We start from the raw sequence: 21395 nt of genomic DNA on the forward strand, positions 1-21395 counted from the left end.
CTGGCCCTGGTCGAGCAGCTTGCGGAACATCTCGACGCCGGTGCAGGTCGTCTTGGTCGTCGGACGGATGCCGATGATCTCGAGCTCCTCGCCGACCTTGACCACGCCGCGCTCGACGCGACCGGTCACAACCGTGCCACGGCCCGAGATCGAGAACACGTCCTCGATCGGCATCAGGAACGGCTTGTCGAGCGGACGAACCGGCGTCGGGATGTAGTCGTCGACCGCAGCCATCAATTCGCGGATCGCGTCCTCGCCGATCTTCTTGTCGGAATCTTCCAGAGCCGCAAGCGCCGAACCCTTGACGATCGGAATGTCGTCGCCGGGGAACTCGTTCTTGGTCAACAGCTCACGCACCTCGAGCTCGACCAGCTCGAGCAGCTCGGCGTCGTCGACCTGGTCGACCTTGTTCAAAAACACCACGATCGACGGCACGCCGACCTGACGGGCCAGCAGAATGTGCTCGCGGGTCTGCGGCATCGGGCCGTCAGCGGCCGACACAACCAGGATCGCGCCGTCCATCTGCGCAGCGCCGGTGATCATGTTCTTCACATAGTCGGCGTGGCCGGGGCAGTCGACATGGGCGTAGTGGCGGGCAGCCGTCTCGTATTCGACATGCGCCGTCGAGATGGTGATGCCGCGCGCCTTCTCCTCAGGCGCCGCATCAATCTGGTCGTAGCGCTTGTATTCGCCAAAATACTTGGTGATCGCCGCCGTCAGCGACGTCTTGCCATGATCGACGTGGCCAATCGTGCCAATGTTCACATGAGGCTTTGTACGCTCGAATTTACCTTTTGCCATGTGATGTCTCCATTCCTGCTCGCCCGTGCGGGCTTTGAATTAAGTTAGCGCTGCAACCCGCCCGGGTTACGCGTATTTCTTCTGGACTTCCTGAGCGACCGCGGTCGGCACCGGCTCGTAGTGATCGAACTGCATCGTGTAGGCCGCGCGGCCCTGGCTCATCGAGCGCAAATTGTCGACGTATTTGAACATGTTGGCGAGCGGCACCATCGCGTTGATAACCACCGCCACGCCACGGGCTTCCTGGCCCTGGATCTGGCCGCGACGGCCGTTCAAATCGCCGATGACGCTGCCGACATAATCTTCCGGAGTCACCACTTCGACCTTCATGATCGGCTCGAGCAACTGCACGCCAAGCCTGGGCGCCGCTTCACGGAAGCAGGCACGGCCAGCGATTTCGAAGGCCAGAACGCTGGAGTCGACGTCGTGGTAAGCACCGTCGATCAGCGTCGCCTTGACGCCGATCATCGGGAAGCCCGCGAACGGACCCGAGGTCATGACGCTGTTGATGCCCTTTTCGACACCCGGGATGTATTCCTTCGGCACAGCGCCGCCGACGATCTTGGTTTCGAACTGGAATTCGCTGCTTTCCGGATTCGGCTCGAAAAGGATCTTGACGCGGGCGAACTGACCGGTACCGCCGGTCTGCTTCTTGTGCGTGTAGTCCTGTTCTTGGCTGCGGGTAATCGTCTCGCGATAGGCCACCTGCGGCGCGCCGACATTGGCCTCGACCTTGAACTCGCGACGCATGCGGTCGACGATGATGTCGAGGTGAAGTTCGCCCATGCCGGAAATGATCGTCTGGCCGCTTTCCTCGTCGGTCTTGACGCGGAAGGACGGATCCTCGGCGGCCAGGCGGTGAAGGGCGAGGCCCATCTTTTCCTGGTCGTTCTTGGTCTTCGGCTCAATAGCGATCTGGATGACCGGATCGGGGAATTCCATGCGCTCGAGGATGACCGGATGCAGCGGATCACTGAGCGTGTCGCCGGTGGTCGTGTCCTTGAGACCAGCCAGTGCGACGATATCACCAGCAAAAGCCTCTTCGACGTCGGCGCGCGAGTTCGCATGCATCTGCAGCATGCGGCCGATGCGCTCTTTCTTGCCCTTGACCGTGTTGTCGACCGAGATGCCCTTGGTGAGCTTGCCCGAATAGATGCGGGCAAAGGTGAGCGAACCGACGAACGGGTCGTTCATGATCTTGAAGGCGAGCATCGACAACGGCTCGTTGTCGTCGGCATGACGCTCGATCTCGGCATCGGTCTTGGCGTCGACGCCCTTGATGGCCGGAACATCGGCCGGCGACGGCAGATATTCGACGACGGCATCGAGCAGCGGCTGCACGCCTTTGTTCTTGAAGGCCGAGCCACAGAACATCGGATAGAACTTCACCGCGATGGTGCCCTTGCGGATCAGCGCGCGGATCTCGTCATTGCTCGGCATCTTGCCTTCGAGGTAATTCTCAAGCGCCGTCTCGTCCATTTCGACGGCAGCCTCGATCATCTTCTCGCGGTATTCTTCCGCACGAGCCTTGAGGTCATCCGGGATCTCGACGACGTCCCAGGCAGCGCCCAGCGTTTCGTCACGCCAGACCAGCGCGTTCATCTCGACGAGGTCGACGACACCCTTGAACTCGGTCTCGGCACCGATCGGCAGCTGCATGACGACGGCATGCGCGCCGAGGCGCGAGCCGATCATCTCGACCGAACGGTAAAAATCGGCGCCGATCTTGTCCATCTTGTTGCAGAAGATCATGCGCGGCACGCGGTACTTGTCGGCCTGGCGCCAGACGGTCTCCGTCTGCGGCTCGACACCGGCATTGGCGTCGAGCAGCGCGATTGCGCCGTCGAGCACGCGCAGCGAACGCTCGACCTCGATGGTGAAGTCGACGTGGCCGGGGGTGTCGATGATATTGAAGCGATGCATCTTGCCGTCACGAGCCTTCCAGAAGGTCGTGGTCGCGGCAGACGTTATGGTGATGCCGCGCTCCTGCTCCTGCTCCATCCAATCCATGGTGGCAGCGCCGTCATGGACTTCGCCGATCTTGTGCGACTTGCCCGTGTAATAGAGGACGCGCTCGGTGGTCGTCGTCTTGCCGGCGTCGATATGCGCCATGATACCGAAATTGCGGTAGTCTTCGATCTTATATTCGCGGGCCATGGGAGGTGCCTCTTCAGTCTCGTTCGCGCTTTACCAGCGGTAGTGCGCGAAGGCGCGGTTGGCTTCTGCCATTTTGTGGGTGTCTTCACGCTTCTTGACGGCGGTGCCGCGGTTGTTGGCCGCGTCCATCAGCTCGCCGGAGAGGCGGTCGACCATAGTGGTCTCGTTGCGGTTGCGGGCCGCAGCGATCAGCCAGCGGATGGCCAGCGCCTGACGGCGCTCGGGGCGCACGTCGACCGGAACCTGGTAGGTGGCACCACCGACGCGGCGCGAACGCACTTCCACATGCGGCGCGACATTGTCGAGCGCCTGATGGAAGACGGTGACCGGCTCCTGCTTGGTCTTGGACTGGACCTGGTCGAGCGCACCGTAGACGATGGTTTCGGCAACCGACTTCTTGCCGTCATACATGACGGCATTCATGAACTTGGTGACGATCAGATCACCGAACTTCGGGTCCGGGTTGATCTCACGCTTTTCTGCACTGTGACGACGGGACATTTTTTCTCTGCCTCAATTCTGCGTGGTGGCCTGGATCCCGGATCGTCGCCTGGCGCCGTCCGGGATGACCTTGGCTACGCTTCGGTCACTTCGGACGCTTGGCGCCGTACTTCGAACGGCGCTGCTTGCGGTTCTTCACACCCTGCGTGTCGAGCACGCCGCGGATGATATGGTAGCGGACGCCCGGAAGATCCTTGACGCGGCCGCCGCGGATCATCACCACCGAGTGTTCCTGAAGGTTGTGGCCTTCGCCGGGGATGTAGCCGATCACTTCAAAACCATTGGTCAGGCGGATCTTGGCGACCTTGCGCAGCGCCGAGTTCGGCTTCTTCGGCGTCGTTGTGTAGACGCGCGTGCAGACGCCCCGCTTCTGCGGGTTCTGCTGCATGGCCGGGACCTTGTTGCGCTTCACCGGCGCAATGCGCGGCTTGCGGATCAGCTGGTTGACGGTAGGCATTAAACCCTCTTGTCTCTCAATTCCGTGTCTCGCCCGGTCAGGGCCGCTCAAAGCGTCATTTCCATACGCAAATTCGGGCCACAAACCGCGCCTCGCGGTCTTGCCCGAACAAATGGCAGAGGAAGCGGAAGCCGCTTCATGCACGCCGGAAATGTCTTTTCGCTCGTAAAACGAACCCTGTTTGAGGCAAACTCCAAAGCGTGTCGCTTCGGAAGGGAGAGCCTCACATCGGTTCTGACTGGCCGGCTTCTACTCGCAAGCCTGTTGCCCGTCAACCCCGGAGCGCCAAATATTACACTGAAACCAAGGCTTGGCAGCCATGCGAAAGGCGCATGTAATTTTCTTTCGTCATTTTGCAAGAGGAAGGAAGAAAGTGACCGGCTTTCGGCTGTTGCGCGGCCATGCTTCATGCGAAAAAGGCGGCATGAACAGCGCAAATCCCCTCGCCCGGAGGAATCAGCCCGTGAACGACAATGATGAGCGCCCGGTCACCATCATCACCGGCCGGGCATGGAAAAGGAAGGGCGGCAAGCCGGAAGGCGTCCACCTCATGCTGGTCGCGCCCGACGACGATTCGGCGGTGCGCCGGGCGCTCGAATCGCTCTCGGCCGAAGGTTACGCCGAGGCGGAGCTCGACCAGATCGGCGACCTGGACGGCGTGCCCGACGAAGAGCCGCACCTGTCGGCCTATCAGGGCGCGCTCGAAGGCGAAGTGTCGATCGTCACCTTCGACGTTCCGGCCTGAAGCAGGGCCAGTCTGAAGCAGGGCCAGTCTGAACGAGAGGCAATGGCGCTGTACCTGCCCTCGCCTGGGACCGTCATGTCCGACTCTGCCGAGACTTGCCCGGCATCGGTTCTCTGCTAAGAACCATTCGCTGCTGACAGCCAAGCGCATCCAATCCGCGGAGTCTCCCATGTCCTCGAACAGCAACCCCATCAAGCTCGGCATCGTCGGGGTGGGAAAGATCGTCCGCGACCAGCACCTGCCGGCCTTGGCAAAGGACCAGGCCTATCGCCTTGCCGCCGCCGCCAGCCGGCACGGCAAGGTGGAAGACATCCCGAATTTTCCAACCATCGAGGCGATGCTCGACGCGGTGCCGGAGCTCGATGCCGTATCGCTCTGCATGCCGCCGCAGTTCCGCTATGATGCCGCACGGACGGCACTCGAAGCGAAAAAACATGTCTTCCTGGAAAAGCCGCCTGGCGCCACGGTCAGCGAGGTCGAGGATCTGAAGGCGCTAGCGGTCGCGAACGGCGTCTCGCTGTTCGCCAGCTGGCATTCGCGCTATGCGCCGGCGGTGGAAGCCGCGCGCGATTTCCTCGGCTCGACCCAGATCAGATCGGCTGCCATCAACTGGAAGGAAGACGTGCGCCGCTGGCACCCGAACCAGGACTGGATCTGGGCCCCAGGCGGCTTCGGTGTGTTCGATCCCGGCATCAACGCGCTGTCGATCGCGACCCACATATTGCCGGCAATGTTCATCACCTCGGCAATTCTCGATTTTCCTGAAAACCGCGCAGCCCCGATCGCCGCGCATATCGCCTTCCGCACCTCTGATGGATTGCCGGTGACGATGGAGCTCGACTGGCGCCAGACCGGTCCGCAAAGCTGGGACATCCTGGCCGAGACGGACAAGGGCGCGATGGTGCTTTCGGGCGGCGGGTCAAAACTCGCGGTCGACGGCCGCATCGTTCACGACGAGCCGGAAGCGGAATATCCGATGCTCTACAGGCGCTTCGCCGAGATCGTGCGCGCCGGCCTCTCCGATGTCGATCTCGCCCCGCTGCAGCATGTCGCCGACGCCTTCATGCTCGGCAAGCGCAATGTGGTCGAGGCGTTCTTCGACTGAAGCTGTAAGGAGCGACGATCGCTCCAGTCCTGACCATCTCGCAAACGTCGCGCTGCCCCTCATCTGGCTGCCGCCATCTTCTCCCCGTGAACGGGGAGAAGGACGCCGTCATCAAAGATTTCGCCAATCTCCGGCGTTGCAGAACGAGCTCGAAGGCTGCAGCCAGCTTCTTCTCCCCGTTTTACGGGGAGAAATGCCCGGCAGGGCAATGAGGGGCGGCGCCGGATGATCGAAATAAGTTGCACATTCGACGACGCTTACTGCCATTCCGTCACCACCGAGGTAAGTTTCCAACTTCAACGCATCAAACAAAAAAGCCGCCGGGTTGTCCCGACGGCTTTGTTGCCTGAGATCTGTGCCGCCGCGCTTACTGCGCGGCGTTGACCATGTCGGTCAACATCGGTTCGGCGACCTCGACGCCTGACGCCTTGCGGCGCTCGTCGATGATCAACTCGTCGCGCGAGGTGGCGATGCGCCGGATCTGGCTCATCGTGCCGCCGGTGCCGGCCGGGATCAGCCGGCCGACGATGACGTTTTCCTTCAGCCCCTGCAGCATGTCGGTCTTGCCGGCAACCGCCGCTTCGGTCAGCACCCTGGTCGTCTCCTGGAAGGAGGCGGCCGAGATGAAGGACGGCGTCTGCAGCGAGGCCTTGGTGATGCCCAAGAGCACCGGCTGGCCTTCGGCCGGCTTCTTGCCGTCCTCGACCAGGCGCTCGTTGACCTCTTCCAGCTCGATCACGTCGACGTGGTCGCCCGGAATGTAGGTCGAGTCGCCCTGGACGGTGATCTCGACCTTCTGCAGCATCTGGCGAACGATCACCTCGATGTGCTTGTCGTTGATCGACACGCCCTGCAGGCGGTAGACCTCCTGGATCTCGTTGACGAGGTAGGACGCAAGCGCCTCCACGCCCTTGATCGCCAGGATGTCGTGCGGCGCCGGATTGCCGTCGAGGATGTAGTCGCCCTTCTCGATGACGTCGCCGTCCTGGAGATGGAACGGCTTGCCCTTCGGGATCAGGTATTCGACCGGCTCAAGCGTCGAGTCATGTGGCTCGATGATGATGCGGCGCTTGTTCTTGTAGTCGCGGCCGAAGCGGATCGTGCCGTCGATCTCGGCGATGATGGCGTGATCCTTCGGACGGCGTGCCTCGAACAGTTCGGCAACACGCGGCAGACCGCCGGTGATGTCCTTGGTCTTGGCGCTTTCCATCGGGATACGCGCCAGCACGTCGCCGGGGCGAACCTGCGCACCCGGCTCGACCGAAAGAATGGCCTCGACCGAGAGCAGGAAGCGGGCGTCGCCGCCCTTCGACAGTTTGCCGACCTTGCCCTTGGCATCCTGGACGACGATCGCCGGCTTGAGGTCGTTGCCGCGTGGCGTCGAACGCCAGTCGATGACCTCGCGCTTGGTGATGCCGGTCGATTCGTCGGCCGTCTCCTGAACGGAAATGCCGTCGACCAGATCCTCGAACGCCACCTTGCCCTCGATCTCGGTGAGGATCGGGCGGGTATAGGGATCCCACTCGGCAACGCGCTGGCCGCGCTTCACCTTGTCGCCATCGTCCACGAAGATGCGCGAACCATAGGTGAGGCGGTGCGTGGCACGCTCCTTGCCGGCTTCGTCGAGGATCAGCACCGCCATGTTGCGGCCCATGACCATCTGCTGGCCGTCGGAGTTGCGCACCACGTTGCGGTTGCGGATCTCGACCTTGCCCTCATAGGAGGCTTCAAGGAACGAGCTATCCACCACCTGCGCAGTACCGCCCATGTGGAAGGTACGCATGGTGAGCTGGGTGCCCGGCTCGCCGATCGACTGCGCGGCGATGACGCCGACAGCCTCGCCCTGGTTGACCGGGGTGCCGCGGGCCAGATCGCGTCCGTAGCAGACCGCGCAGACACCGACCCTGACGTCGCAGGTCAGCGCCGAGCGGATGCGGACCGACTGGACGCCGGCCTTTTCGATCTCTTCGACGTCGCGTTCGTCCATCAGCGTTCCGGCCTTGACCAGAACCTCACCCGTGACCGGATGAGTGATGTCGTCGAGCGACGTGCGGCCGAGAACGCGCTGGCCGACGGAGGCGACGACCTGGCCGGCATCGACGATCGGCTGCATGGTGAGGCCCTTGTCGGTGCCGCAGTCGACGGAGTTGACGATGCAGTCCTGCGCCACGTCGACCAGACGACGGGTGAGGTAGCCCGAGTTCGCCGTCTTCAAGGCGGTGTCGGCCAGACCCTTGCGGGCGCCGTGGGTCGAGTTGAAGTACTCGAGCACGGTCAGGCCTTCCTTGAAGTTCGAGATGATCGGCGTCTCGATGATCTCACCGCTAGGCTTGGCCATCAGGCCGCGCATACCGGCAAGCTGGCGCATCTGGGTGGGCGAGCCGCGCGCACCGGAGTGCGACATCATGTAGATCGAGTTCATCGGCTTTTGACGGCCATTGTCCTCGAACTCGACCGCCTTGATGCGGGCCATCATCTCGTCGGCGACCTTTTCCGAGCACTTGGCCCAGGCGTCGACGACCTTGTTGTACTTCTCGCCCTGCGTGATCAGGCCGTCATTGTACTGCTGCTCGTATTCCTTGGCCAAAGCCTCGGTATCGGAGACCAGCTTGATCTTGGCATCCGGGATCAGCATGTCGTCCTTGCCGAACGAAATGCCGGCGCGGCAGGCGTGGCTGAAGCCGAGGGCCATGATGCGGTCGCAGAAAATGACCGTCTCCTTCTGACCGCAATGGCGGTAGACGGTGTCGATCATCTTGGAGATGTTCTTCTTGGTCATCTCCTGGTTGGCGGTCTCGTAAGGCACGTTGACATTCTTCGGCAGCAGTTCGCCGATGATCATGCGGCCAGGCGTGGTGTCATGGATCTTCGACACGACTTTGCCTTCGGCATCGACCGTGCGGAAACGACCCTTGATCTTGGAATGCAACGTCACCGCCTTGGTCTCGAGCGCATGCTGGAGTTCGCCCATGTCGGCAAACACCATGCCCTCGCCCGGCTCGTTCTGATTGACGATCGAGAGATAGTAGAGACCTAGAACCATGTCCTGCGACGGCACGATGATCGGCGCGCCGGAAGCCGGGTGCAGGATGTTGTTGGTCGACATCATCAGCACGCGGGCTTCAAGCTGTGCTTCCAGCGACAGCGGCACGTGAACCGCCATCTGGTCGCCGTCGAAGTCGGCGTTGAAGGCCGTGCAGACCAGCGGGTGAAGCTGGATCGCCTTGCCTTCGATCAGGATCGGCTCGAATGCCTGGATGCCGAGGCGGTGCAGCGTCGGCGCACGGTTCAAGAGCACCGGATGCTCGCGGATGACCTCGTCGAGGATATCCCAGACCTCCGGACGCTCCTTCTCGACCAGCTTCTTCGCCTGCTTGACAGTCGACGAGTAACCCTTGGCGTCGAGACGGGCATAGATGAAGGGCTTGAACAGTTCGAGCGCCATCTTCTTCGGCAGGCCGCACTGGTGCAGCTTGAGCTCCGGGCCGGTCACGATGACCGAGCGGCCGGAATAGTCGACGCGCTTGCCGAGCAGGTTCTGGCGGAACCGGCCCTGCTTGCCCTTGAGCATGTCGGACAGCGACTTCAGCGGGCGCTTGTTGGCGCCGGTGATAACGCGGCCGCGACGGCCGTTGTCGAACAGCGCGTCGACGGCTTCCTGCAGCATGCGCTTTTCATTGCGCACGATGATGCCGGGGGCGCGCAGCTCGATCAGCCGCTTCAGGCGGTTGTTGCGGTTGATGACGCGGCGATAGAGATCGTTGAGATCGGACGTGGCGAAACGGCCGCCGTCCAGCGGGACCAGCGGGCGCAGGTCCGGCGGGATCACCGGAACCACCTTCATGATCATCCATTCCGGACGGTTGCCGGACTCCATGAAGTTCTCGACGACCTTGAGCCGCTTCAGATACTTCTTCTGCTTCAGCTCGGACGTGGTCGAAGCCAGCTCCGAACGCAGGTCGCCGGCGATCTTCTCCAGGTCCATGCCGGCCAGAAGGTCGTGGATGGCCTCGGCGCCGATCATGGCGGTGAAGCTATCCTCGCCATATTCGTCGACGGCCATCATGTACTCTTCCTCGCTGAGGAGCTGGTGCTCCTTCAACGCGGTGAGGCCGGGCTCGGTGACGATGTAGTTCTCGAAGTAGAGAACGCGCTCAATATCCTTCAGCGTCATGTCGAGCAGCGTGCCGATACGCGACGGCAGCGACTTCAGGAACCAGATATGGGCGACGGGCGCGGCCAGCTCGATATGGCCCATGCGCTCGCGACGGACGCGCGACAGCGTGACTTCGACGCCGCACTTCTCGCAGATAACGCCCTTGTACTTCATGCGCTTGTACTTGCCGCACAGGCATTCGTAGTCCTTGATCGGACCAAAAATGCGCGCGCAGAACAGGCCGTCGCGCTCCGGCTTGAAGGTGCGGTAGTTGATGGTCTCCGGCTTCTTGATCTCGCCGAACGACCAGGACAGAATCTTCTCAGGGCTGGCGAGCGAGATCCGGATGGAATCGAACACCTGCGCAGGCGCCTGGGGATTGAAGAGATTCATGACCTCTTGGTTCATGCCGTTCTCCTTTTCGGGGTCCTCGAAAACCCCTTGCATCTAGCGCGGGCCAAACGCCCGCCGACTTGTCGGCCACCGGCCGAAGAAACTTCTTGTTTGAGCATGATCTTGGCCGAAAACCGGTAACCACTTTTCGGGATCATGCTCGGCGTCCGGTCGCGGGAGCCGCGACCGGACGTCTTGCTCACTCGGCCGCGTCGGGCAGCCGAACCGGGTTGTCGTCCAGCTTGGTGTTCTCCAGCTCGACATTGAGGCCCAGAGACCGCATTTCCTTGACGAGAACGTTGAAGCTCTCGGGAATGCCGGCCTCGAACGTGTCGTCGCCTCTGACGATCGCCTCGTAGACCTTGGTGCGGCCGGCGACGTCATCCGACTTCACCGTCAGCATCTCCTGCAGCGTGTAGGCGGCGCCGTACGCTTCGAGCGCCCAGACCTCCATCTCGCCGAAGCGCTGGCCACCGAACTGCGCCTTGCCGCCCAGCGGCTGCTGGGTAACGAGCGAGTACGGCCCGATCGAACGCGCGTGGATCTTGTCGTCCACAAGATGGTGAAGCTTGAGCATATATATGTAGCCCATCGTCACCTTGCGATCGAACGGCTCGCCGGTGCGTCCGTCATAGAGCTGCGACTGACCGCTGGTGTGCAGGCCCGCCTGCTCCAGCATGATGTTGATGTCGGCCTCGTGCGCACCGTCGAACACCGGTGTCGCGATGGAGACGCCGCGACGCATCTGCTCGCTGAGGCGAACGATGCTCTCGTCGTCGTATTCGCGGATCGGCTCATTGCGGTCGTTGGCCGGCATGAAGCTCTCGAGCGTCTTGCGCAGCGGCTTGATGTCGCCGGCTGTCTTATAGGCGTCGATCAGATCGCCGATCTTCCTGCCCATTCCGGCGCAAGCCCAGCCCAGATGCGTCTCCAGGATCTGGCCGACATTCATGCGGCTCGGCACACCTAGCGGGTTGAGCACGATATCGGCATGCGTGCCGTCCTCGAGGAACGGCATGTCCTCGACCGGAACGATCCGCGACACGACACCCTTGTTGCCGTGTCGGCCGGCCATCTTGTCGCCGGGCTGCATCTTGCGCTTCACGGCCACGAAGACCTTGACCATCTTCATGACGCCGGGAGGCATCTCGTCGCCGCGCTGTACCTTCTCGACCTTGTCCATGAAGCGCTGCTCGAGCGCCTTCTTGGAATCGTCGTACTGGCCACGCAGGGCTTCCAGTTCGCTCTGGAGCTTTTCGTTCTCCACCGCAAACTGCCACCACTGCGAACGCGGATACTCGTCGAGCGTGTCCTTCGACAGTTTCGAGCCCTTCTTGAAGCCCTTCGGCCCGGCTATCGCTTCCTTGCCAACGAGAACGTCGGAAAGGCGCGAATAGACGTTGCGGTCGAGGATCGCCTGCTCGTCGTCGCGGTCCTTGGCGAGGCGTTCGATCTCCTCGCGTTCGATCGCCATGGCGCGCTCGTCCTTCTCCACACCGTGGCGGTTGAAGACACGCACTTCGACGACGGTGCCGAAGGTTCCGGGCGGCATGCGCATGGAAGTGTCACGCACGTCCGATGCCTTTTCACCGAAGATGGCGCGCAGAAGCTTTTCTTCCGGCGTCATCGGGCTTTCGCCCTTCGGCGTGATCTTGCCGACCAGGATGTCGCCCGGCTGCACTTCCGCACCGATATAGACGATGCCGGCCTCATCGAGGTTCTTCAGCGCTTCTTCCGAGACGTTGGGAATGTCGCGCGTGATTTCCTCCGGCCCGAGCTTGGTGTCGCGCGCCATGACCTCGAACTCCTCGATGTGGATCGAGGTGAAGACGTCGTCGGCGACGATGCGCTCGGACAAGAGGATCGAGTCCTCATAGTTGTAGCCATTCCACGGCATGAACGCGACCAGCACGTTGCGGCCGAGCGCCAGATCGCCGAGCTCGGTCGACGGACCGTCGGCGATGATGTCGCCCTTGTTGACCCGGTCACCCATACGCACCAGCGGGCGCTGGTTGATGCAGGTGTTCTGGTTCGAACGTTGGAACTTCATCAGCCGGTAGATGTCGACGCCCGACTTGCCGGGATCGAGATCTTCCGTAGCGCGGATGACGATACGCGTCGCGTCCACCTGGTCGACGATGCCGCCGCGGCGGGCGCCGATGGCGGCGCCCGAGTCACGGGCGACGATCGGCTCCATGCCGGTGCCGACAAACGGCGCTTCGGCGCGCACCAGCGGCACGGCCTGACGCTGCATGTTCGAGCCCATCAGTGCGCGGTTGGCGTCGTCGTTCTCGAGGAACGGGATCAGGGCCGCGGCCACCGACACCATCTGCTTCGGCGACACGTCCATCAGATCGACGTTTTCGCGCGGCGCCATCATCACTTCGCCGGCGTTGCGGCAAATGACGAATTCGTCGACGAAACCACCATTCTTGTCGAGCTCGGCGTTGGCCTGCGCAACGTGGTGCTTGGCCTCTTCCATTGCCGACAGGTAGACGACCTCATTGGTCAGCTTGCCGTTGACGATCTTGCGGTAAGGGCTCTCGATGAAGCCGTACTTGTTGACGCGCGCAAAGGTAGCCAGCGAGTTGATCAGACCGATATTCGGGCCTTCCGGCGTCTCGATCGGGCAGATGCGTCCGTAATGCGTCGGGTGCACGTCGCGCACCTCGAAGCCGGCGCGCTCGCGGGTCAGACCACCCGGTCCAAGCGCCGAGAGACGGCGCTTGTGGGTGATCTCCGACAGCGGGTTGGTCTGGTCCATGAACTGCGACAGCTGCGAGGAGCCGAAGAACTCGCGCACGGCGGCAGCCGCCGGCTTGGCGTTGATCAGGTCCTGAGGCATCACCGTGTCGATCTCGATCGAGGACATGCGTTCCTTGATCGCGCGCTCCATGCGCAGCAGCCCGACGCGGTACTGGTTCTCCATCAGCTCGCCGACCGAGCGCACGCGGCGATTGCCGAGATTGTCGATGTCGTCGATCTCGCCCTTGCCGTCGCGCAGTTCGACCAGCGTCCTGACCACGGCCAGGATGTCGTCCTTGCGCAGCACGCGCACGGTATCCTCGGCCTTGAGCTCGAGGCGCATGTTCATCTTGACGCGGCCGACGGCCGACAAATCATAGCGCTCGCTGTCAAAGAACAGCGAGTTGAACATGGCTTCGGCGGTCTCGAGCGTCGGCGGCTCGCCGGGGCGCATGACACGGTAGATGTCGAACAGCGCGTCCTGGCGGCTCTCATTCTTGTCGACGTTGAGCGTGTTGCGGATATAGGCGCCGACATTGACGTGGTCGATGTCGAGAACCTTGATCTCATCATCGCCGGCGCTGAGAAGCACTTTCAGCGTCTTTTCATCGATCTCGTCGCCGGCTTCGAGGAAAATCTCGCCGGTCGCATAGTTGACGATGTCCTCGGCAAGGTAGTTGCCGAGCAGATCCTCGTCGGTTGCCTTGATCGCCTTGAGACCCTTTTCGCCGAGCGCCCTGGCCTGGCGGGCAGTGATCTTCTTGCCGGCCTCGACGACGACCTCGTTGGTGTCTGCATCGACCAGGTCACCAACGGCCTTGAGGCCGCGGAAGCGCTCGACGTTGAACGGGATGCGCCAGTGGTCGCCGGCACGCTTGTAGGTAATCTTGTTGTAGAAGGTCGACAGGATCTCCTCGCCGTCCATGCCGAGCGCCATCAACAGCGATGTCACCGGTATCTTGCGGCGGCGGTCGATGCGGGCGTGCACGACGTCCTTCGAGTCGAACTCGATGTCGAGCCACGAGCCGCGATAGGGGATGACGCGCGCGGCAAACAACAGCTTGCCGGACGAGTGCGACTTGCCCTTGTCATGGTCGAAGAAGACGCCCGGCGAACGGTGCATCTGCGAGACGATGACGCGCTCGGTGCCGTTGACGATGAAGGTGCCGTTCAAGGTCATGAGCGGCATGTCGCCCATGTAGACGTCCTGCTCCTTGATGTCCTTGATCGACTTGGCGCCGGTATCCTCGTCGATATCGAACACGATGAGGCGCAGCGTCACCTTGAGTGGCGCGGCATAGGTAAGGTCGCGCTGACGGCATTCGTCAACGTCGAATTTCGGTCCTTCGAACTCGTACTTCACGAATTCCAGCATCGAGGAGCCGGAAAAGTCGGAGATCGGGAAGACCGACCTGAAAACCGCCTGCAGTCCCTCGTCAGGACGCCCGCCCTTGGGCTCCTCCACCATCAGGAACTGATCATAGGATGCCTTCTGAACCTCGATCAGGTTCGGCATCTCCGCAACTTCCGGGATCTTTCCGAAGAATTTGCGTACGCGTCTGCGGCCATTGAAAGTTTGTGTCTGGGCCATCGTCGCTCCTTAGCTCGATTCTCGGGGCGAGCCTCGCCGCGGCTCGCCTTGCATTCTCGGCCACCTCGGCGGCGGCCTTTAATTTGTTCACCCGCCACCTGTCGGTGGCCGGCCAAAACGGGAGAAAACCCGTTTCCTGAAGGCCGGTTTACGGCCCTCAGGAAAGAGGTTTTCGTGCTCTTCGCGTTACGCAGCCTCCCTTCGCGCCAAGGGAGTGGCGGACGGCGCGAAGCCGCCCGCCGATATCAAACGCTTACTTCAGTTCGACCTTGGCGCCGGCTGCTTCCAGCTGGGCCTTGAACTTGTCCGCGTCGGCCTTGGAAACAGCTTCCTTGACCGGCTTCGGAGCCGCCTCGACCAGGTCCTTGGCTTCCTTGAGGCCAAGACCAGTGATGGCGCGAACTTCCTTGATGACGTTGATCTTCTGAGCACCCGCCTCGGTGAGGACGACGTCGAATTCCGTCTTTTCCTCGACCGGAGCAGCTGCGGCCGCAGCACCGCCAGCGGCGGCAACCGCCACCGGAGCAGCTGCGGAAACGCCCCACTTTTCTTCCAGAAGCTTCGACAGCTCGGCCGCCTCAAGGACGGTCAGCTTCGAAAGGTCGTCTACGATCTTTGCCAGATCAGCCATTGCAATATTCCTTCATAAGGTTCGAACGTGTGTTTGTGATAGCGAGGAACGGCCTCATGCCGCCTCGTCCTTCCGGGCGTAAGCGCCGATGACACGCGCGACCGAAGCCGCAGGCGCATTGACGATCTGGGCGATCCGGGTTGCCGGCGTGGCGATCATGCCAACCAGCCTGCCGCGCAGCTCATCGAGCGACGGAAGTGTGGCGAGTGCCTTCACACCGTCGGCGTTGAGCGAGGTGGTGCCCATTGCGCCACCGAGAATGACGAGCTTGTCATTTCCCTTGGCGAAATCGGACGCGACCTTCGGCGCCGCAATCGGATCCTCCGAATAGGCGATCAGCGTCTGTCCCTTGAACAGGTCGATGATCGATGCGGAGTCCGTGCCCTGAAGAGCGATTTTGGCGAGACGGTTCTTCGCGACTTTGACGGTGCCACCGGCGACACGCATTTTCGACCGAAGGTCGTTCATTTGCGCGACGGTGATACCGGCGTAGTGGGCCACGACGACTGAACCTGCGCCCGAAAACGCTTCATTCAGGCCCGTGACGAGTTCGCGTTTTTCCGCTCTGTCCACTGCCTATCTCCAGTTGACCCCTGCCCTTTTCACGAGGACAGGCGTCGGGTTGCCTTTTGCCGGCCGGGCCATCCAGTAACGGATCTCCCGAACGACGCTCGAGGATCCTGCCCCCTTTCGCCACACCAGCCGGCAAGCCGAATGGTGCGCAGACAAAAGGCAAACACGGTTCGAACCTTTCATTGGAGCAGTCGCTCCGTTGTCCGGTCTTCACCCGTCTCATGCAGGCCCACATGAATTAAGGCCCCCCTTGAACTAAGGCTTGGGGCCGCCCGCAATCTCGGACAGGATGTCGGAAGCCTTTCGACTTCCGGTACCGGACCGCCAAGATAATCGGAGGCCCGGAATTCTGTTTGCGGATCGGCCCTTTAGCGGCCGATCCAAATAGGTCGTATCAGGACGCTGCCAGCGTCGAGACGTCGAGCTTGAGGCCCGGGCCCATCGTCGAGGTGACCGACACCTTCTTGACGTAGTTGCCCTTGGCGCCAGCCGGCTTCGCCTTGTTCACTGCGTCGGCGAACGCGCGGACGTTCTCTTCCAGCGCCTTGACGTCGAACGAGATCTTGCCGACGCCGCCATGCACGATGCCGGCCTTCTCGACGCGGAACTCGACGGCGCCGCCCTTCGACGCCTTGACGGCGGCGGTGACGTCAGTGGTGACGGTGCCGACCTTCGGGTTCGGCATCATGCCGCGCGGGCCGAGCACCTTGCCCAGGCGGCCGACCAGCGGCATCATGTCCGGCGTGGCGATGCAGCGATCGAAGTCGATCGTGCCCTTCTGGACGATGTCGACCAGATCCTCGGCGCCAACGATATCGGCGCCGGCCGCCTTGGCTTCCTCGGCCTTGTCACCACGCGCGAAAACGGCGACGCGGACGGTACGGCCGGTGCCGTTCGGCAAATTGACCACGCCACGGACCATCTGGTCGGCATGGCGCGGGTCAACACCCAGGTTCATCGCGACTTCAACGGTCTCGTCGAACTTCACCGAGGACCGGTCCTTGAGCAGCTTCAGCGCATCACCCAAGGCATAGGCCTTGTTGGGATCGATGCCTTCGCGGGTCTTCGATACACGCTTTGCAATCTTTGCCATGATCTCAGCCCACCACTTCCAGACCCATCGAGCGGGCGGAGCCCTCGACCATGCGCATGGCCCCCTCGATATCGGTTGCGTTCAGATCCTTCATCTTCTGCTCGGCGATGGCGCGCACCTTGTCGCGGCCGATCGTGCCGGCCTTGACCTTGCCCGGCTCCTTCGAGCCCGACTTCAGGTTTGCGGCCTTCTTCAGGAAGTAGCTCACCGGCGGCGTCTTCATGACGAAGGTGAACGACTTGTCCTGGTAATAGGTGATCACGACCGGAACCGGCGATCCCTTTTCCATTTCTTGGGTCTGCGCGTTGAACGCCTTGCAGAACTCCATGATGTTGATGCCGCGCTGACCAAGCGCCGGTCCGATCGGGGGCGACGGCGTAGCCGAACCCGCGGAAACCTGGAGCTTGAGCTGGCCTGCAATTTTCTTAGCCATCTCTTTCCTGCCTTCATCTCATGCCGGCCCCACCATGTGGGCAACACCGGCGGTTGCAGTCTGGTGGTGCGGTTCCTGTGGCCGGCTAAAGCCGCACTCGCCTCCCACCTGTGTTGGCCGCGAGTTCCACGCCGCCTCCCCTCACCGCCGAATGGGCGACAAGGATTTCGGATCAGCCCTTTTCGACCTGTCCGAATTCGAGATCGACCGGCACGGCGCGCCCGAAGATCGAAACTTCCACCTTGAGCCGCGCCCGCTCCTCGTCCACTTCCTGGACGAAACCGTTGAACGATGCGAACGGACCGTCCGAGACGCGGATCGCCTCGCCGATCTCGAAAGTGACCGACGGCTTCGGCCGCTCGACGCCTTCCTGCACCTGGTTCAGGATGCGCTGGGCCTCGGCCTCGGTGATCGGCACCGGCTTCGAGTCACCCAGGAAGCCGGTGACCTTCGGCGTGTTCTTCACGAGCGAGAACACCGCGTCGGTCAGGTTGGCCTTCAGGAGCACATAGCCCGGGAAGAACTTGCGCTCGGCATCGACCTTGCGGCCGCGGCGGATCTCGACGACCTTCTCGGTCGGCACGACGATCTGCTCGATGTCAGCGGACAGGCCTTTCTGCTTGGCCTTGTTCTCGATGTCCTCGGCGACCTTTTTTTCAAAGTTCGAATAAGCGTGGACGATGTACCACCGCGCAGTCATCTCAAGACTTCTCCGTAATCGCCGGACTTAGCGTCCAATGCCCAGAATCTGCTCGACCGCGAGGCCCATGAGCTGATCGGCGGTAAAGAAAAAGATCATCGCGATCACAGCGAACGCCAGGACCATCACCGTCGAAATCATCGTTTCGCGCCGCGACGGCCAAGTCACCTTGGCGGTCTCCGAGCGAACCTGCTGGAGAAAGACGAAAGGATTTGTGGTTTTCGAAGCCATGTGCCGCCTGTCTTCGAGACCCGTTGACCGGATCTCCTGGATGATCCCGCTGGCCGGGATGTGCCGCCTGAGCCTGTGTTCACGCCGAATCAGCGCAATCATTTCGCCCATGCAAATCGGACGCGTAAAGCCGGCTTCCCAGCTCCACGCGTCGCGTGTCTGTTTCGTCTACATAAAACCGATTCTTGATCCACGCAAGTGGCAAGTGTCCGCTTTATGACCAAACGCCGCCTCGGAACCATCCAGTCGTCCCGTCCCGGCTATGGCCTCTTATGCCCCAAGACGGGCTATATGGCAAGTCACCGCGCGATTTTCAAAGGGCCGATGCGTGGAAGACCAGACAATTTTCATGAAATGGCCATTTCAAAAATGGCACGGGCAGCAGGGCTCGAACCTACGACCTGCGGTTTTGGAGACCGCCGCTCTACCAACTGAGCTATGCCCGTATCGTGCGCATGTCGGCGCAGCAGGCGCTTCCTAAAAGCTTCCGCGCGCGCTGTAAAGAGCGGTCTGATCTGATCGTCCCATTCCTGCCTGCTTTCAGCATCAGGTCGGAAATCTTCGTGCCAAATCGGGATCATCCGCCCGACGGCGGCCTGTACGGTCCGCCAGGCACGCCCCAGCCCCAGGCCGGCATCGGTTCCGTCTCAGGGTCGCAAGTCTCGCCAAGGTTCGAGTTCATCTTCGCCAGCCGCGATCCCCATTCGACATAGGCCATGAAAGCCGAGCGGAATTCCGGATCGTCGGGCAGCCCGATCTCGTCGGCAGCGTCAGCGAGAAGATTGATCCAGCGGCGGCGCTGTTCTTCGCTCAGGTGCTTGCCGAGATGGTGAATCACCATCTCGCGGTGGCCGCCATGCTCCTCGCTGTAGGTCTTCGGTCCACCAAAGACCTCGCCGATGAAGGCCGCGACGTGCGCAGGATGGTCCGGCGACATGTTTTTGAACACCGGGCCGACGATGGAATCCCTAGACACCTTGTCATAGAAGGTTTGGGTCAGGCGATTCAGCGCTTCGGTGCCGCCGGCCCATTCGAACAATGTCGGGATATTTTGGCTCATTCTCGATCCTCGACCGGCCAGAGCGTCACTTGCTTCGGACGATAGCGGAACTATCGAACGTTGCTCAACCTGCCTCGATGGCCAGCTTGGGCCGGCTGCATGCCTGCGCCTTACAACTTGACGGGCGCGTCAGCCTGAACCTCGGACGTCGGAACCACGCGACAATTCTCCGGCATTGGCGCCGATTTGCAGATGGTCGGACCGGTAAATTCGTCAACCGATTCAAGCCCGGTCGTCAGCCCGACTTTCAACATCATGTCGGGTTCGAGCTGCCGATCACGCGAAGCCGGCACCGACCGGATCGCCACCAGCAGACCGGGTCCGACCGCCATGTCCTTGAGATAGGTTTTGACCTGCTGCTCCGACCCCGTGGAATCCACGGTCAATTGCGCACGAGGGCCGACAAGGCGCCTGACACCACCGGCAAGCATGATCGGACAGGCCGCCCCACACGCCCCGCTGGCATCGATCGTGAGCCCGACATAGACGCCATCTTCGGCGGTGCAATCCGCCTTGTCCGGCTCGCATCCAATGAAGTCCGTCCGCGCAACCGCCACGTCGAGCTTGCGTTCTCGGATCAGCCTTCCGGCGGCCAGAGCGCCAAGCACGTCACCTCCCGGCGAGTTGATCACCACGGGCAATCGCCGACCACCGATCTTGTCCAGCAGTTGGCGCAGCCGTTCCGGCGTCTGAGCGCTAATCGTGCCTTCCGCGGAGATCCATTCGGGACAATTGGGATCGCAGAGAAAACTTCTGCCTCGAACCAGAACGAAGCGCATATCGCCAACATCGGCCCGCTGCACGGTTTCGCGTTCGACCGACGCGTCGGGAGCGGGCTTGGCGTATGCCACCACATCGCCGGCCGGCGCCGGTACTTCCCTGCAGTTCGGGGCCACCGGATCGGTGTTGCACAGGGTTGCCGCGGTCAGCAGGTCGACGGCATCCAGGCTGGTAACGAGCTTCGTCTGCAGCATGTCGTAGGGAGCCAGTTGCTGGATGGTGCTGGCCGGCGTGTTCTTCATCGTCTCGAGCACGCCTTGGCCGACGCCCATTTCCTTCAGATAGGCCGCCAGTCTTTTCTCCACCGACTTGCTCATCTCGTAGGTCTTGTAGCTGCCGGCATTCTTGCGGCCGACGATCTTCTTGCTGAGGACCTTCTTCTTGCCCCTCACCACGCGATAGGTGGTCCGGTACTGCAATTTCGTCCGGATGTAGGTCGTGGTGATCTGATGGACGCCGAGATAGGCCCATTGCCCGACCACGCGCCTGATGCCGCCGGCAAACATCAGCGGGCAAGCGGAATTGCAGATGGCGCCGCTGGCATAGGCATTGCCGAAATAGCGAGCGCCCTTGGCATCGTTCTCGTTGCAGTCCTTGGCTTCGGGCTGGCAACCGGTGAACCGGGTTTTGCCGACCGCGATATCGAGTTTGTTCTTGCGGAGAACCCGGCCAAGCGCCAGCGCCGCTTCGACGTTGCCGCCGGGAGAGTCCACGACAACAGGCAGTTTTCGGCGGCCGAGTGCTTTGAGCGTGCGTTTGAACAGGGCCGGTGTGCCGGCTTCTATCGAGCCTTCAGCCGATATCCATTCCGGGCAGGTCGGCTCGCAACCAGGCGCGCTGCTGCGGACGACGACAAACCGCATCGCCGGACCAAGATCCGGCACGGATTTTTTTGTATTCGCCGCGAAGGCAGCGTGTCCCATGACAAGGAACGACGCCAAGCAGATCACCCCCAGCGTCCACCATGTCTGGCCATTCAAACGGTGCCATGGAACCATTTGGGCAAGCCCCCGCGATGCAACCTATACTAGTTGAGGTTTGGACGCTTGCAATAGTGTTTGGGACGACTGCGCAGGCGCATGTCGGCGGTGCCCCAGAAAGCAAAAAGGGCAGCCCGAGGACTGCCCTTTCGCATTCGATCTGACCGGCAGTGCCGGTGTCGATTACTCTTTGATGGTGACGACGATGCCGGCACCGACGGTGCGGCCGCCTTCACGGATGGCGAAGCGCAGCTTCTCTTCCA

The 21395-nt window shown here is 61.9% G+C and carries 17 protein-coding genes and 1 tRNA gene; 2 read left to right on the forward strand and 16 right to left on the reverse strand.

The window, feature by feature from the left end:
- The 4 genes from CIT25_RS30385 to rpsL form a co-directional block, all read right to left on the reverse strand.
- Positions 1 to 801, reverse strand: an 801-nt coding sequence (locus tag CIT25_RS30385) for an elongation factor Tu (protein ID WP_095488821.1), incomplete at its 3' end; no start/stop codon positions are given.
- 66 nt (positions 802 to 867) lie between these two features.
- Positions 868 to 2958, reverse strand: coding sequence for an elongation factor G (gene fusA, locus CIT25_RS30390; RefSeq protein WP_095488822.1), 2091 nt, complete (start codon positions 2956 to 2958; stop codon positions 868 to 870).
- 30 nt (positions 2959 to 2988) lie between these two features.
- On the reverse strand, positions 2989 to 3459 hold the full coding sequence (rpsG, locus tag CIT25_RS30395; RefSeq protein ID WP_008875664.1) for a 30S ribosomal protein S7: 471 nt from the start codon (positions 3457 to 3459) through the stop codon (positions 2989 to 2991).
- Positions 3460 to 3544: 85 nt separating this feature from the next.
- A complete protein-coding gene (gene rpsL / locus CIT25_RS30400; RefSeq protein WP_006333356.1) occupies positions 3545 to 3916 on the reverse strand; it encodes a 30S ribosomal protein S12 in 372 nt (123 codons plus the stop codon).
- A 463-nt stretch (positions 3917 to 4379) separates the two neighbouring features.
- Between rpsL and CIT25_RS30405 the strand changes: the two genes are divergently transcribed.
- Together CIT25_RS30405 and CIT25_RS30410 are read left to right on the forward strand one after the other, a co-directional pair.
- On the forward strand, positions 4380 to 4661 hold the full coding sequence (locus CIT25_RS30405) for a transcriptional regulator (protein ID WP_095488828.1): 282 nt from the start codon (positions 4380 to 4382) through the stop codon (positions 4659 to 4661).
- A 169-nt stretch (positions 4662 to 4830) separates the two neighbouring features.
- Positions 4831 to 5766: a Gfo/Idh/MocA family protein gene (locus CIT25_RS30410; RefSeq protein ID WP_095488823.1), complete on the forward strand. Its 936-nt coding sequence runs from the start codon at positions 4831 to 4833 to the stop codon at positions 5764 to 5766.
- A 367-nt stretch (positions 5767 to 6133) separates the two neighbouring features.
- Here CIT25_RS30410 and rpoC read toward each other — a convergent pair whose 3' ends face one another.
- The 12 genes from rpoC to CIT25_RS30470 form a co-directional block, all read right to left on the reverse strand.
- Positions 6134 to 10330: a DNA-directed RNA polymerase subunit beta' gene (gene rpoC / locus CIT25_RS30415; RefSeq protein ID WP_095488829.1), complete on the reverse strand. Its 4197-nt coding sequence runs from the start codon at positions 10328 to 10330 to the stop codon at positions 6134 to 6136.
- A 184-nt stretch (positions 10331 to 10514) separates the two neighbouring features.
- Positions 10515 to 14651, reverse strand: a complete 4137-nt coding sequence (rpoB, locus tag CIT25_RS30420) for a DNA-directed RNA polymerase subunit beta (RefSeq protein ID WP_095488824.1) — start codon at positions 14649 to 14651, stop codon at positions 10515 to 10517.
- A gap of 253 nt (positions 14652 to 14904) precedes the next feature.
- Positions 14905 to 15282 carry a 50S ribosomal protein L7/L12 gene (gene rplL, locus CIT25_RS30425; protein ID WP_023680442.1) on the reverse strand — a complete coding sequence of 126 codons (378 nt, stop codon included), beginning with the start codon at positions 15280 to 15282 and terminating at the stop codon, positions 14905 to 14907.
- Between the two features lie 54 nt (positions 15283 to 15336).
- Complete coding sequence (gene rplJ, locus CIT25_RS30430; protein WP_065011395.1) at positions 15337 to 15855, reverse strand: 50S ribosomal protein L10; 519 nt, start codon at positions 15853 to 15855, stop codon at positions 15337 to 15339.
- 394 nt (positions 15856 to 16249) lie between these two features.
- The gene (gene rplA, locus CIT25_RS30435; protein WP_095488825.1) at positions 16250 to 16948 is read right to left on the reverse strand and encodes a 50S ribosomal protein L1; all 699 of its coding nucleotides are present in this window, start codon (positions 16946 to 16948) and stop codon (positions 16250 to 16252) included.
- Between the two features lie 4 nt (positions 16949 to 16952).
- Complete coding sequence (rplK, locus tag CIT25_RS30440) at positions 16953 to 17381, reverse strand: 50S ribosomal protein L11 (protein ID WP_023798121.1); 429 nt, start codon at positions 17379 to 17381, stop codon at positions 16953 to 16955.
- Positions 17382 to 17553: 172 nt separating this feature from the next.
- Positions 17554 to 18081, reverse strand: coding sequence for a transcription termination/antitermination protein NusG (gene nusG / locus CIT25_RS30445; protein WP_006333333.1), 528 nt, complete (start codon positions 18079 to 18081; stop codon positions 17554 to 17556).
- A gap of 27 nt (positions 18082 to 18108) precedes the next feature.
- On the reverse strand, positions 18109 to 18312 hold the full coding sequence (secE, locus tag CIT25_RS30450; protein WP_029352158.1) for a preprotein translocase subunit SecE: 204 nt from the start codon (positions 18310 to 18312) through the stop codon (positions 18109 to 18111).
- Positions 18313 to 18682: 370 nt separating this feature from the next.
- A tRNA-Trp gene (locus CIT25_RS30455) sits at positions 18683 to 18758 on the reverse strand.
- Between the two features lie 131 nt (positions 18759 to 18889).
- On the reverse strand, positions 18890 to 19372 hold the full coding sequence (locus CIT25_RS30460; protein WP_095488826.1) for a group II truncated hemoglobin: 483 nt from the start codon (positions 19370 to 19372) through the stop codon (positions 18890 to 18892).
- A 110-nt stretch (positions 19373 to 19482) separates the two neighbouring features.
- Entirely contained in the window at positions 19483 to 21150 is a 1668-nt protein-coding gene (locus CIT25_RS30465) for a COG3904 family protein (RefSeq protein ID WP_095488827.1), read from the reverse strand.
- 165 nt (positions 21151 to 21315) lie between these two features.
- On the reverse strand, positions 21316 to 21395 hold an 80-nt coding region (locus tag CIT25_RS30470; RefSeq protein WP_023796029.1), incomplete at its 5' end, for an EF-Tu C-terminal domain-related protein.

The sequence above is a fragment of the Mesorhizobium mediterraneum genome, from assembly GCF_002284565.1.
Classification (GTDB): domain Bacteria; phylum Pseudomonadota; class Alphaproteobacteria; order Rhizobiales; family Rhizobiaceae; genus Mesorhizobium; species Mesorhizobium mediterraneum.

Coding starts and splice junctions, on each gene's coding strand:
- rpsL (WP_006333356.1), bottom strand. CDS start 3,916: ATGCCTACCGTCAACCAGCTGATCCGCAAGCCGCGCATTGCGCCGGTG.
- secE (WP_029352158.1), bottom strand. CDS start 18,312: ATGGCTTCGAAAACCACAAATCCTTTCGTCTTTCTCCAGCAGGTTCGC.
- rplL (WP_023680442.1), bottom strand. CDS start 15,282: ATGGCTGATCTGGCAAAGATCGTAGACGACCTTTCGAAGCTGACCGTC.
- rpoC (WP_095488829.1), bottom strand. CDS start 10,330: ATGAACCAAGAGGTCATGAATCTCTTCAATCCCCAGGCGCCTGCGCAG.
- fusA (WP_095488822.1), bottom strand. CDS start 2,958: ATGGCCCGCGAATATAAGATCGAAGACTACCGCAATTTCGGTATCATG.
- rpsG (WP_008875664.1), bottom strand. CDS start 3,459: ATGTCCCGTCGTCACAGTGCAGAAAAGCGTGAGATCAACCCGGACCCG.
- CIT25_RS30465 (WP_095488827.1), bottom strand. CDS start 21,150: ATGGTTCCATGGCACCGTTTGAATGGCCAGACATGGTGGACGCTGGGG.
- rplA (WP_095488825.1), bottom strand. CDS start 16,948: ATGGCAAAGATTGCAAAGCGTGTATCGAAGACCCGCGAAGGCATCGAT.
- CIT25_RS30460 (WP_095488826.1), bottom strand. CDS start 19,372: ATGAGCCAAAATATCCCGACATTGTTCGAATGGGCCGGCGGCACCGAA.
- CIT25_RS30410 (WP_095488823.1), top strand. CDS start 4,831: ATGTCCTCGAACAGCAACCCCATCAAGCTCGGCATCGTCGGGGTGGGA.
- nusG (WP_006333333.1), bottom strand. CDS start 18,081: ATGACTGCGCGGTGGTACATCGTCCACGCTTATTCGAACTTTGAAAAA.
- rplK (WP_023798121.1), bottom strand. CDS start 17,381: ATGGCTAAGAAAATTGCAGGCCAGCTCAAGCTCCAGGTTTCCGCGGGT.
- rpoB (WP_095488824.1), bottom strand. CDS start 14,651: ATGGCCCAGACACAAACTTTCAATGGCCGCAGACGCGTACGCAAATTC.